At 50.2% G+C, this 13,448-nt stretch carries 9 protein-coding genes; 5 read left to right on the forward strand and 4 right to left on the reverse strand.

Annotated features, from left to right (window positions below; all coding sequences use genetic code 11):
* Positions 1-12: 12 nt before the first annotated feature.
* From C4H11_RS06415 to C4H11_RS06430, 4 genes are all read right to left on the reverse strand, one after another.
* Positions 13-1,962, reverse strand: a complete 1,950-nt coding sequence (locus tag C4H11_RS06415) for a glycoside hydrolase family 97 protein (RefSeq protein WP_106040928.1) — start codon at positions 1,960-1,962, stop codon at positions 13-15.
* A 446-nt stretch (positions 1,963-2,408) separates the two neighbouring features.
* Positions 2,409-3,533, reverse strand: a complete 1,125-nt coding sequence (locus C4H11_RS06420) for a glycoside hydrolase family 88/105 protein (RefSeq protein ID WP_106040929.1) — start codon at positions 3,531-3,533, stop codon at positions 2,409-2,411.
* A gap of 64 nt (positions 3,534-3,597) precedes the next feature.
* Positions 3,598-4,935 (reverse strand): alpha-l-rhamnosidase, encoded by a 1,338-nt coding sequence (locus C4H11_RS06425; protein ID WP_106043180.1) that lies wholly within the window; start codon positions 4,933-4,935, stop codon positions 3,598-3,600.
* Positions 4,925-6,181 carry a DUF2264 domain-containing protein gene (locus C4H11_RS06430; protein ID WP_106040930.1) on the reverse strand — a complete coding sequence of 419 codons (1,257 nt, stop codon included), beginning with the start codon at positions 6,179-6,181 and terminating at the stop codon, positions 4,925-4,927. Before C4H11_RS06430 ends, C4H11_RS06425 begins: the two co-directional genes overlap by 11 nt.
* 166 nt (positions 6,182-6,347) lie before the next feature.
* Here C4H11_RS06430 and hemW point away from each other — a divergent pair, with 166 nt between their 5' ends.
* The 5 genes from hemW to C4H11_RS06455 all read left to right on the forward strand — a co-directional run bounded on the left by hemW (position 6,348) and on the right by C4H11_RS06455 (position 13,404).
* The gene (gene hemW / locus C4H11_RS06435) at positions 6,348-7,475 is read left to right on the forward strand and encodes a radical SAM family heme chaperone HemW (protein ID WP_106040931.1); all 1,128 of its coding nucleotides are present in this window, start codon (positions 6,348-6,350) and stop codon (positions 7,473-7,475) included.
* A 284-nt stretch (positions 7,476-7,759) separates the two neighbouring features.
* The gene (locus C4H11_RS06440) at positions 7,760-8,074 is read left to right on the forward strand and encodes a hypothetical protein (protein WP_234819896.1); all 315 of its coding nucleotides are present in this window, start codon (positions 7,760-7,762) and stop codon (positions 8,072-8,074) included.
* Positions 8,075-8,349: 275 nt separating this feature from the next.
* Positions 8,350-10,752, forward strand: a complete 2,403-nt coding sequence (locus C4H11_RS06445) for a TonB-dependent receptor (RefSeq protein ID WP_394336053.1) — start codon at positions 8,350-8,352, stop codon at positions 10,750-10,752.
* Between the two features lie 4 nt (positions 10,753-10,756).
* Positions 10,757-12,085 carry a hypothetical protein gene (locus C4H11_RS06450; protein WP_106040933.1) on the forward strand — a complete coding sequence of 443 codons (1,329 nt, stop codon included), beginning with the start codon at positions 10,757-10,759 and terminating at the stop codon, positions 12,083-12,085.
* A gap of 26 nt (positions 12,086-12,111) precedes the next feature.
* Positions 12,112-13,404, forward strand: coding sequence for a hypothetical protein (locus tag C4H11_RS06455; RefSeq protein WP_106040934.1), 1,293 nt, complete (start codon positions 12,112-12,114; stop codon positions 13,402-13,404).
* Positions 13,405-13,448: the final 44 nt, after the last annotated feature.

Below are 13,448 nucleotides of genomic sequence, written 5' to 3' on the forward strand. Positions count from 1 at the left end.
ATAGAGTACATCCTATTGCACCAGCACGGCACCACCCATAGGCCGGACGGTGAGCCGCACCGTGCCGTCAGCCTTGACCTTCTGCACCTTCTGCTGCGGTTGCAACTTCTTGTCATCCTGGTAAAGGGAAACATTTTCTCCGGCCTGCAACATCGGAAGAGGCAGTGTCAAGTTCAGCGCCTCTTGCGTGGCATTGATGGCGGCCACATACCACGTATGGCCGTGGCGACGGGCCAAAACGACAAATTTGCCGGGATAGCCGTCAATCAGTCGCGTCTCGTCCCAAGTGACAGGCACTTTCTTCATGAAGTCGAGGCAGAGTTGAGGGGCATCCGTCAGATTGTTGGGAGCCAAAGCAAAGTTCTGGATGGGGTTCTGGAATAATACGGCAGTCGCCAACTGGAAGATGTCCGTTGTCCGGCGAATCGTTCCTCCATCGTTGCTCCGGTTCAGGCGTTTATTCAGGAATACGCCGCCGAACTCCATGCTCCCCACCGCGTTGCGGATGAACGGATGCAGGCAGGCGTTGAACGCCTCGTTGTCGCAGAAGTGCTGATTGAAGACGAGATTCTCCGAAGCCAGCACCGCCTCGCTGCCCACATAGTTGGGATACATCCGCTCCCAGCCGCGGGACAGGGTGCAACCATGGAAAATCACCATCAGACCGTGGTCGTCGGCATCGCTCAGAATCTCCTCATACAGGCGCATGGTCTCCTGCTTATCTCCTCCGAAAAAGTCCACCTTGATGCCCTTCACGCCGAGCGATTGCAGCCAGCGCATCTCCTCCTTGCGGACGATGGAGTTGTCCATCCGGTTGATAGGTCCTTGCTCGATGTCGTTCCAGTAGCCGCTCGAGCTATACCATAAAAAGACGTCCACGCCTTTACCGCGGGCATGGTCTATGAGTTGCTTCATCCGCTCGCGGCCGATGTTCTTGTCCCACCAGTTATCTACCAGCAAGTATTCGTAGCCCATGTCCGCCGCCAGGTCGATGTAGCGCACCTGGTCGTCGTAGTTGATGCTTCCATCCTGCCACAGTATCCAGCTCCATGTGCCGCGCCCCGGCTTATATTCATGTGTGGTTGCATAGCGCGGTTCCACCACATCCCAGGGGACGGTGGTTTCTACAATCGGCTTCAAGTCCTCGCCCACCGTGATGGTGCGCCAGGGCGTAGAGCCGGGCAGGGCAAAAGCAGGCTCGGAAGTACCGTTCCCGTTGTTCTCTTCGGGCATGGGGAAGGCTATGTTATATAATCCGTCCTTTGCATCGCTCAACCGCGAACCGCAATAACGGCTGTCCACTCCGGTCTCGCTGACCAGCACCCAGCCGCTCTCTCCCACCCGGAACAGACAAGGAAAGGTATATCCATGACCGTATTGCGAACGGACACCCATCGGCGCATCGGCTTTATACTCTTCCTCGTAGCTGGGCTTCGTACGTTTCCAGCCAATCATGGCGTCGCTCTGCGGAGAAAGGAACGTAGTGGTCTGCATCGGGAAACGGAATCCCGTCGCCTCGCTCTTCACCGTGACGCTCGCCTTGCCGTGCTCTTTGGGCAGGTTATAGCGGAAAGCGAGGTCGTTATTGCTCACACGGAACGTTATCTGCATGTTCTTCCCCTCGCCATTGATAAAAGAGCAGACCAATTCGTTTGCCTGATAGTGTATATTCGAAGCCTTGATGCGCGACTGCCGGTAGAGGGTGTCTATGGCTGTCACTTTGTATCCCTTCAGTTTCAGTCCATTGCTGAAATTCCCCACATTCGTTTCCATGCCCAGAGGCGAAGGTTCCAGCATCTGCTTCCCGTTGTAAGAGACGGCATAAGAAATCTCACCGCCATCAGGACACCAAACGGCGACTTGTAATTTGCCGTCCGGCCCTTTCACAGCCACATCTTGCGCCGCCGACGGCAAGATGACCGTCATCAGCAAAGCGGCAAATACTCTCAATCTGTTTTTCATTATATATTATTTCTTAGAATTCGGGTACTTTTCATGATTCCATTATAATGGTTTTATATTAAATAAGTTTCCCGGTGTAAAAGTAACACGAATCATGCAAGTGACAAAACAAAAAGACATGTTGCGTAACATATACACTCATTAAAAACCAACCATATCGCCTCCGCATCAGCTCCGTATCAGCTCCGTATAAGCTCCGTATAAGCTCCGTATAAGCTCCGTATAAGCTCCGTATGATCTCCGTACCAACTCCGTATCATCTCCGTATCAACTCCGCATAACTTTCGTTTCTATAGATACGGAGAAACTACAGCGTTGACACGGCGTTGACACGGAAATGACAGGATGCGGAAAAGGCAATTGCCGGGATGCAACCGATTTTCTATAAAATCATGCTTACTGAATATTCCGGGCAAAAATTAAACAAATCCTTAAGGGACATCCGATCAGCGATTCAGGAAACGAACCATCTCACAGGCAGCCAGCAAAAAGGCTCCCACACCGAAATTTGCGGTGGAATCAGCATTTACCACTTGCCCGGGAATGGCTTTTTCGCCGATTGGCTGCACATACCCCACACGTCCATCGGGCTGCAAGGCTACGGCTGTGAGATATTGCCACGCTTTCATCACTACAGGACGATAGGTGCCCTCGTCCAAAAGCCCGTTGTTCATCCCCCATAGCAGGCCATAAGTGAAGAAAGCCGTCCCGCTGGTCTCCGGGCCGGGAGCATGTTCGGGGTCGAGCATGCTGCGCGTCCAGTAGCCTTGCGGTTGCTGGCAGGCAGCCACAGCCCGGGCCATCGTTCGGAAACGGTCGGCATATTCCTGACGATACGGGGCTGTTTCAGGAAGGTCTTTCAGCACTTTTGCCAACGCCGCCAGCACCCAACCGTCGCCACGCGCCCAAAAGTCTTTTTTGCCATTCACGCTTTTATGTTTGGGGTAGATATACTTGGCGTCGCGGTAGTAAAGACCGGTCTCGGCATCGTACATGATGTCGTTGGCATACGCCCAATACGCATGCAGTTTCTCCAAATAGAGCGGATTCTTGGTAATCCGATACATCTTGGTCATGACGGGCATCACCATATAAAGGCCATCCGCCCACCACCAATAATCGTTTTCGGCCGTACTCATCTGATACTCCATCACTTCACGCGCACGGGCTATCTTGGCGGAATCCGGCTGAACGGAATAGAGATCGGCATATACTTGGAAGCAGATCTGATAATCGCCGAAGAGCACATAGTCGTCGCTCTCGCCGTAGCTGTATTTCCATTCAGCCTTATTATCGGACTTGGCTCCTTTCCATTCATTATGTTCGGCCCACGCCTTGGAATATTCATAATACCCGGGGTTACCCGTCAGAAAGAATGCCTCCATGTTTCCGGTATGATAGGCCGCATTATCCCAAAAGGAACGGCCATGCACGGGGTGCGACTTCTGCCAATAAGCATTCACTCTATTTATGATGCCGAGAACGTCATCGGCTTTAGGCTCATTTGCCGCATACAAAGTGTTTGCCAGATAGAAGGCAAAAACCGGTAGCATAAAAAATATCTTCTTCATCTTCTTTTATTAATAACAAACCATTTAACCCTCCACACATCGGAGATATGCAGAGAAAACCTCATTATTCCAATACTTCCAACACGTATACGGGCTGAGCGGCAATCTCTACTGTCCGCTCTCCGTCTCCCTGCATCGTCTTTTGGACGAACAGATGCAACAGGCGTTTCCGCTTCCACAACTCCGTGTCGTGCGAAGGCTCCCAGGCCTCCACCGAGAAATCGGTTAAATCACAGATGCTCCACGTACCTGTCGTGACATCTTTCGTATGCGCCACAGACACCCTGCTTCCCCGCTCCTCATCGCGAAAGAGGTAGAAAACCTCACCTTTATCTACCACGATGCGCGGGCGGGAAATCGGAATCATCTTTGTTCCTCCCCCTTTCAAGGAGAAAGGAGTATGGCGAGAGGACACTTGACGGCTATTCCACTTCTGCCCGTCGTGCCACACCACACGATATTGAGGAATGTCACTATCCGCATCTCGCCAATAGGAGGCTATGTAAGGGTGCCCCTCGGCATCCGCGCTCATACCGGTCTGGTTGATCAGTTCCGACTCCTGCGGGATGCGGCAGGCGTATTCGGCATTTGCCGCACGGATAGGAAGTTCATACTTTTCACCGTCCGACTTATACCACGTGACGCCGTTGTCAAAAGAGCGGGCATAGCATAGGTCGTGGTTTGTTTCCACATGCCACGTCTCCCTCCACACCCACGACAAGTGGATGGTTCCCTGCTCGTCGACGTACAACTGCCAATAAGCGCTTCGTTGCTCTTCTCCGTCTATCAAGACGTTTTGTATGCGGTGCCACTTGCGGCTTTTCACATCGTAACCGTTCAACACCAGATTACCACGGCCGGACGAACCGGAACGATAGGCAAACAACAGATTTCCCCCCGGAAGCGAATAGAATTCAGGATAGGTCACGTTGTGCTCGTCGATGCCCGTCATCGGCTCTTTCTCTCCCAATTTCAAAGAGTAAGGAGCCAGGCTGCGGCAATAGTTCAGCGGATGCCCGTGATGATCGAAAGCCACATGAAGATAGCCGTCGCCATCCGACATGATGCTGATGACGTTATGGGCGTCTTTCACATTTCCTTTATACTGGGTGCGGTGGAGCGTCCATTGGTCCGAACCTGCCGTCCGCTTGCCCAAGGTCAGAAAGCCCTCGTCATCGTAATAGCCGATGTACTGTTCGTCGCCATGCGTCACCACGGAGTTATTGCGAAATACGGTAGTATTGACAGAGGTCCGGCTATAGCCTTTCCCTACTTCTACCAAGCGCACCTCAGGCTGAAAGCCGGTGGCTACGCTTTGGGCGGACAATGTGCCCAGGCAACCGCCAAGCCCAAGTGCAACCGGAACGAACAGCCGCGTCCATCTTTTCGCCTTATTTCTCATAGAAAGCATGGTCTTTGGGGAAATCTTCTCCTCCCCATGCCTTCTTCGAGGTCCACGGAAGGGGAGCGTCTGTCCAGAAAGAGTGATCGGCAGGCAAGCCGAGGGGTAAGAAGGCCAACGATGCCATGTACAAACTGCCGTTGTTCGTGTACCAATCGGAGATGTTGGGTTGCGAGCCGTTGAAACCCAATGTGAGGAAGCCCTGTTCGTTGAAATTATGGTCGTCGGCAAACATGCGCTTGATGACGGCGGTCATGGCCGCACGCACCTGTCCGCCGGGCAACTCTTGGGGCAGCCAGCCGCGCCATGCCAGCAGGGCAAGGGGCTGAAGGACACCCGTGCGATAAGTGATGGAACGTCCGAACACCGGGAACGCCCCTTCGGGAGAGATGAAACGTTCCAAAATAAGGCCGAAACGCTGCATGCGCTTCTGCGCACGCAGGAAGTTACAGTCGGGAGCATTCCACACTCTGTTCTTTCCGCTGTTGGTGAAGACCTCGAGGCACTCCACATACATGGGATGCAGCACATAGCTGTTATAATAATCGAAGGCAAAGCCCGGGCCGTCGGAATACCAGCCGTCACCCACATACCACTCTTCTACCTTGCGGAGGGCGGATACTATGCGATAGGTGTCGCTCTTAGCCCCTGCCTTGCGCAGGAAGCACTCCACGGTAGAGGAGAACAACAACCAGTTGGTGTAGGGAGGATCTACACGGCGCAGCCGGGTGAACTCCTCGATGTAGCGTTGTTTCGTCAGGCTGTCCAGCGGCAACCACAGGGACTCATAGCCACGGAGAAAACTCTCGGCCACGTAAGCGGCATCCACCAAGGGCTGCCCTTCCTTGCGCCAAAGCAAGTAATCCCCGCTTTCGGGATCTACGGCCTGCGCATAGCTCTTCAAAGCCCACTCGCGCAACTGTTTGCGTTGCTTGCCTTCGACGGTATCGTCATCGGGTAAGGAGAGCCAGGGAGCCAGGCCCGCCATCAGGCGACCGAAGCATTCCATGTAGGTCACACGCTTGTCCCGTCCGTCCCAAGTGGGGCTGAGTTCCACCTGCATGCGCTCCTGAAGCTTGCCCTCGCTCATGCCCGACAGCACGGGAGCGGCCATCCGATAGAGCACACCGCACCAAAGCTCACGGTCGGTCACTTCTTTTTCTTTCTTCTTTTTGGCTGCCACGCCCTGCGCAGGCAGCAACAGGACTGCTACCAGGAGCAGCCACAAGGATTTCTTTGTTTTCATGATATCTGTTTAAGTCGTTTTTCCATGTTGCAAAATTACGCTCTTCCCATCGGTTTATACATCCATTATTATTTCAAAAAGGGTAAAAATTCAGTCAAACCCATACCTGAGGTATCATATTCTCCCCTCAAAACCTTATTTTTGCAACAAAATTTTCATCAGTATCATGGCAGGTATCTACATTCATGTTCCTTTTTGTGAAACGCGTTGCATCTATTGCGATTTCTACTCCACCACCCGTCCGGAATTTAAATCGCAATACGTCCGTGCCCTTTGCCAAGAACTGCGGTTGCGCAAAGACTATCTGAAAGGAGAGCCGGTAGAGACCGTCTATTTTGGAGGCGGCACTCCCTCGCAACTGGCAGAAGAGGACTTCAGGCAGATATTTGAAACCATCGAAGCGATATATGGATCGGAGTCCGCCCACGAGATAACGCTCGAAGCCAACCCCGACGACTTGACGAAAGAGTATGCGGCCATGCTGCACAGCCTGCCCTTCAACCGCATCAGCATAGGCATACAGACTTTTGACGACGCCACACTGAAGCTGCTGAATCGCCGGCACGATGCCCGACAGGCTGTAAACGCCATAACGCATTGCCGGGAAGCCGGCTTCGGGAACATCAGCATCGACCTGATCTATGGGCTGCCGGGCGAAACGGACAGCCGTTGGGAGCACGATCTGCAACAAGCCGTCAGCCTCGCCGCGGAACACATCTCCGCCTACCACCTGACGTATGAGAAGAACACCCGCATCTACCAAATGCTGAAAGCCCGACGCATCCGCGAGGTGGACGAAGAGAGCAGCGCACGCTTCTTCGGCATGCTGACCGACAAGCTCGGCAAGGCAGGATATGAACATTACGAGATATCCAACTTCTGCAGACCCGGCATGTACTCGCGCCACAATACCTCCTATTGGAAAGGAATCCCCTATCTGGGCTGCGGCCCCTCGGCACACTCGTTCGACGTCGATACGCGAGAATGGAACATTGCCTCACTAAGCCGCTACATCCGCTCCATGGAGAGCGGGCAACGCGCTTTCGAGACCGAATGCCTGGACAGACAAACCCGCTACAATGAATGCGTCATGACCTCCTTGCGCACCATGTGGGGAGTATCCTTGGAAGAAGTAAAGCAGAGATTCGGTATAGACCTGTGGCAGCACTGCATGGATACTGCAACTCCCTATTTAAAAAACGGAAAACTGGAAATAAAGGATAATCACCTATGCCTCACCCGTACGGGCATTTTCATCTCCGACGGCATCATCAGTGATCTGATGTTTGTGTAAAGCTCATTCCTGCTTCATCGGCATACCTGCCCGCTGCCGTAAATCCCCCATTTCGGTTTTTTCCGAGAAGGCGTATCCTGTCATCTTTTTCACCTCAAGAGATGTTCCTCCCATAGTCGTGTCTATACATATGCCGTCCTATGCCTACCCGTCACAAATACCAAAAAATAGGTATTTACAGCATACCGTTGCATAAATATGCGCATTCCCTTGTTTTTTATCATAAAAAGATTTACCTTCGCAAACCAAAATTATCAGGAGCCTTGAAGAAGCTAAGGAATATAATGAAATGGTTCCTCCCGCTACTGTTCATTGCCTATTGGGGAGGCATCACGCTATTCACTCACTCACATGTGGTGAATGGAGTGATTATTTCGCATTCCCACCCGTTCAAGGGAGAACATGAACACTCCGCAGTCGAGGTGGAGACCATTTTCTTTCTTTCCGCTTTCCTCTCTCCTGTTCTTACCCTATCTTATGCGGCCGCACCGGTATTTCTGTTCTTGATGTATGTGTTGCGTGTCCTTTCGACGGAACGCGTCAAGTGCCGCAATTCTTATAACACCATCAGCCTCCGGGCTCCCCCTCCTTTTTTTTGACATAGGACATCTTTTTTGAAGTGATTCCTTTTCGGAGTCGCATCTGTATTATTGGTTTGGAAGCAACCTCTTTCATCCGTTCCGTTTTTCGTGCCGTATTCTTCCGATCGTATTTCCTTTCCGGGAAAAACATGGTGAGCCATACAACGGCCGCACAAATCTGCCATGGCCTCTCACTAAAACGGAAAAGTCTTCGGGGAAAGGGATGTAAGAGAGCGTATGCTGTGTAAGCCCGAACCGATTCCTAATCTTACATTCTATTTTTTATAATTTATATGAAGAAGTTTATTTTTTGGGCAGTATCTTATAAAGTGCTGCTTATAGCATTCATGCTCTTCTTTTTTGCGCCCGGTGATGCGTGTGCCGGTCTATTGCCCGACATACCGACGGCAAAGGATAAAACAGAGCTGAAACAAGCGTTCAGGGTGATGCTGGAGGGGAGCCGCGAACCGATTGCGGGAGCAATAATCTATTGCGATGAAGCGGTAAGTCCGCGAGTAACGGGCACCGACGGTCGGTGTGTCATCGATTTGAAGACGCACCCGAAAAGTGTGAAGGTGAAGGTGACTTACATCGGTTTCCGCACCTTGGAAAAGACCGTCAGCCTCGATACCTCGAGAACCATCGACTTATTTTTGCACGAAGACATCAAGCAAATCTCCGAAGTCACAATCGTCGCTGACCGCAAACAAACCTCGGTATTGCAGCAGACATCGACCATCCGGCAAGATGCCATGGAGAAAGTGGGAAACACCTCATTGGCCAAACTGCTGGAGACCGTGCCGGGCGTAAGCTCCATCAGTACCGGAAACACCATTGCCAAGCCCGTCATTCAAGGCATGCATAGCAGCCGCATCCTTCTGCTCAACGATGGTGTACGTCTGGAAAGTCAGAGCTGGGGCGAAGACCATGCACCGGAGATAGACTACAGCGGAGCCAACATGATAGAGGTGGTGAAGGGAGCCGAATCCATACGCTATGGCTATGGAGCCATGGGAGGTGTAGTACTGCTCAATCAGGCTGCCCTTCCTTATGGACATCAACACCTCAAAACCCGGGGAACCGTAAATCTGGGTTACGACACCAATGCCCGGGGATATAATGGTTCGGGAACCATGGAAATGGGATATAAGCGTGTGGGGCTACGCCTGCACGGCATGTATCAGAGAGCCGGAGATTACTCGACAGCCGAGTATATCCTGAACAATACCGGATTCAACAACATCAGCATGTCGGCTTTGGCCGGTTACCAGCACAGGAACATCACAGCAACGCTGTACACCAGCCTTTATTACTCGCGAAGCGGTATCTATTATGCAAGCAGAATCTCCGACATCGACCAGTTGCTGGCACGTTTTGCGGCAGGAAGACCGGACGAGAGTTCGTTCAAGCCGTTCTCATACGACATTAAGCCACCTTTCCAACAGGCACAACACTTCACCTTGAAGGGCGACATCAAATGGGATGTCAACAAAAATCACAAGCTATCGCTCATCCTCTCTTATCAAGATAACCTGAGATGGGAATTCGAAAACCGGAAACAAGACAAGTACAGTTGGATACCTGTGCAGGATCTTATCCTCACTACTTACAAAACAGACCTGTTGTGGAATGCCAAGTGGAAACGATGGGACATGACGACTGAAGCCGGACTTTCGGGCAGCTATCAGTCCAACTACAATTATCCGGGTACTAAACAGCCAGCTTTTATTCCCAACTATGCGGCCCTTACCATGGGAGGATTCTTGCTGCAACAAGCAAAAATCGGACGACTTCAGTGCTCCCTCGGCATGCGCTACGATTTCAGAGCGATGGATGTGGACGGGTATACCAGTCTGAAGAGTTACAAATACTACAAGGATTTCAAAGTATACAGCAACTTCACAGCCAGCCTAGCCGCCCACTATCAGCTCTCCGACCGATGGGATGCACGTGCCAACGTCGGATGGTCGTGGCGTCCGCCCGATATCAATGAACTCTATGCCACAGGGTTGCATCACGGCACCCATTGGGTGGTGGGTAACCGAAAGCTGACCAGCGAGCATGGATACAAGGCTGTATTCGGCACGAGATACCACACGGAATGGTATTCCATAGAACCGAGCTTCTTTTATCAGCGTGTACACAACTACATCTATGACGCTATTGGGAAAGGGTTGAACCGATTCCATAACCATCCCAGTGGCAAATATCCGAAGTTTATTTTCGGACAAGATGATGTGATGTTGACAGGAGGCGACATTACGGCAACGGTCACTCCGATTGCCGGCCTCACCATCACGGCCAAGGGCGAATGGATCTATGCCCGTAATCTCACGCAAGACGAATGGCTGCCTTTCATGCCTTCCGACCGCTATGGCATGTCGGGCACCTATAATTGGAAAATCGGCCGTGAAGGGAAACACAATGCATCCGTATCGTTATCGGGTGTCTACGTAACCAAACAAACGCACTTCGATCCGGATAAAGATTTGGTACCCGACTCCCCACCTGCCTATGCTTTGCTCAACGGAACAGCAGAATGGAGCATGAGACTGCCCGGACAGAGAGAATTGAAACTGATGATAATAGGTGACAACATACTCAATACCCTGTATAAAGAATACACTGACCGATTCAGGTATTATGCCCATGCAAGAGGTTCAAACGTAATATTCAAGACAATAATAAAATTCTAACAAAATGAAAAATAATAATATCCATTCTATAATACCCATACTTTGTGTACTCTTGTTGCTGGGTAGTTGCTCTGAAGAGAGTGTGGATAATTTTCTGAAAAAGATAGTCAAAGCCCCGCCATCATCAATAGAACGGGATGTAAAAGGACATGAGCAGATTTACTCGGTACAACTTATCTTGAGACTGGCCCGGAAGTCCGATCATAAATTAGATAACCGAGACGATACATACATCGCATTTGAAAGTGGCAGTAAACCAACTCCTATCCCTCTTGTTCAGGAGATAGCGTTGTCGAAAGACGAAAACGGGAACATCACGATTACATCCGACAGGAAGGCTTTTGATGTCATCAAATCGGAAAAGTATCACTATGGCCTTGAACTGAAGTACTATGATGTCAACGGTATGCTAATCAACCATCAGTTCTCGGGTTATTATTCCGACGACGAGGATAACTCCACCCTGCTGGTGCACCAGCACTTCTTTACCATTCAAAATTATTCCCTGAATGGCCGGCAGTTGGTTTATCCCATGTCTTTAGACAGCGTTTATTACAGCAAATACGCTTTCGCCGAAAATGTTAACGGGAAAAGAATTGCAGCATCCAGAATTTCTCCTTCGAATATCTATGCGCTCGATGATAACAATCAAGTCAATGGGGTGAGATACAGTGATGAGTTGACGGAGAAATCCGTTGAAAATTCCATGAAGCCTGCAGCAACCGAGCCATACGATGACCCTGTTACAGGCAAAAGGTTTAGGCTCTATCAAACCATCAACAATTTCAGACTGAACGAGAAGGTACCTGATATTTTCAGCTATGAGTATCGTGATACCGACCCAGTTGAGGAGGAACTTGGAAAAGATTTAACCGATTATGACGACATGAACCGGCTTCGTTCAGGCAACACGGTGATACGACTCAGGGAAAAAAGATCGCTGGACGACGGAGCACCCTACGATGCTTTGGGCTTCAAAGGCATGCTCCGCTTCAAGGAATCCAATATTGCATTCCAAATGAGAGTCTGCATATGCCATATTCTAAATAGGGTCTCCATCCCCGCCAACGAGAACCAATTAGGAAAGTACGGCAACACCGACAACAACGTCAATGGCGGCGTATACAACTATAATGCACTTCAGACAGCTTGGAACAGTTTCGATATCGACTATCCCATCGCCTTCAGGGTGATTGCCGACCTCGATGGAGATCGGGAGAAGTGTATGGATGATATCCGCCACTTCTACCCCAAGGCAGACAAGACTGATATGCAAGCCATGTTCTGGGGGGATGAAAGTTTTTTCAACCGTATTCCTAAGATAACCATGTAAACAAATGATATTCTAAACAATCTAAAATGAAAAGAATAATTCAAACAGTCCTACTGATTTTCACCGTTGCAGCATTATGCTCGTCGTGTGACAAATTTATATTCGGCAATGTCAAGGTGGACTATGAAGACAATGCCCTGACACGGAAAAAAATGCCGCAATCTGCTGCCGACTTATACAAACCTCCCATCGTCACAGAATCGGGATTAGCCAATCCCGATCCAGATGGCGCACTCCGGGATTGGGCTACATGTCTCGTCATGTTCAAAGAAGGGCATCCGCACGGAGGAGGAAAATTTCATGGTAACTTCATCTATGAGAAGGCTCCTTGGAAGCAAGAGGAATTTGTGATTATCCACAACACCGCGAAAGGAATAGAAGTAGAGGTAGACACCGCGAGTACAGTGACTTATCTGGAAAAGCTCTCAGGGAAAAAGGGGCCGCAGTATGTCCGCATCATTGGCGGATCTACCAAACTATGGGGATTGTGTCTGTTTTTTTATGACCGCAATGGAAAACCTATCAACAACCGTATTTTGGAACATTCAGATCAGTATCAAACATTTATTTCCATCAGTGATGTCGATGACAAGGGACAGCCGTTCATGGTAAAAGATGTACGCTATCGCGGGAAAGATAAGCCGGATATGATTGAATCGGAATACTTTAAAAGACAAAACAGCTTTGACCGATTAAGATTATCGACGCCCAAGCTGTTTGAATATACCTATCGTGACACATGGACTACCGAAGACATGGCCGACGGTGTACGCGAGCTGTTCAATCAGAAACTGCTTCCGCCGTTCCAAAGATTCCATACCGACGGCGCCACGGCACCATACGACCAAGACTGGGTGGGACTGAAAGGACACATGAAGTTCGACATTGCCGAAGAAGTAGATCCGATATACGACGGCTGGCCTGTTCCACTTGGGAATGGAAGCATCTACAGCAGGAGCAGTAACCTGTTGCCCTATTTCTATCTGGCCGTCAGGGTAATGAAATGCGAGAAAGGCAAGAAAACAATCATCCCCATGCCTCTGGGCAGTGGAGGCAGGCCTCTGGGGGCAAGCAAGTATATATGCGCACCATATTATGATCCTAATCCGCAATCCGAATGGAAAGAGATGATTCGTTTCAATATACCACTCAAAGTATATACTAATACCTATGACACCGACCCAACTAATTCCGACCCCAACGAGCCGTATTACTATCATTTAGGGAAAGAGATAGGATTGACACCACAAGAAGCGTATGATGCCATCCTCAATGTAACTACCCATGGAAACGGAGGCTTTGGTGCATGGTTTTTATAGAAAGCTAATTAATTATTAACAAATATTTTTCACTAATTAAATAA

The organism is Bacteroides zoogleoformans (assembly GCF_002998435.1).
Classification (GTDB): domain Bacteria; phylum Bacteroidota; class Bacteroidia; order Bacteroidales; family Bacteroidaceae; genus Bacteroides; species Bacteroides zoogleoformans.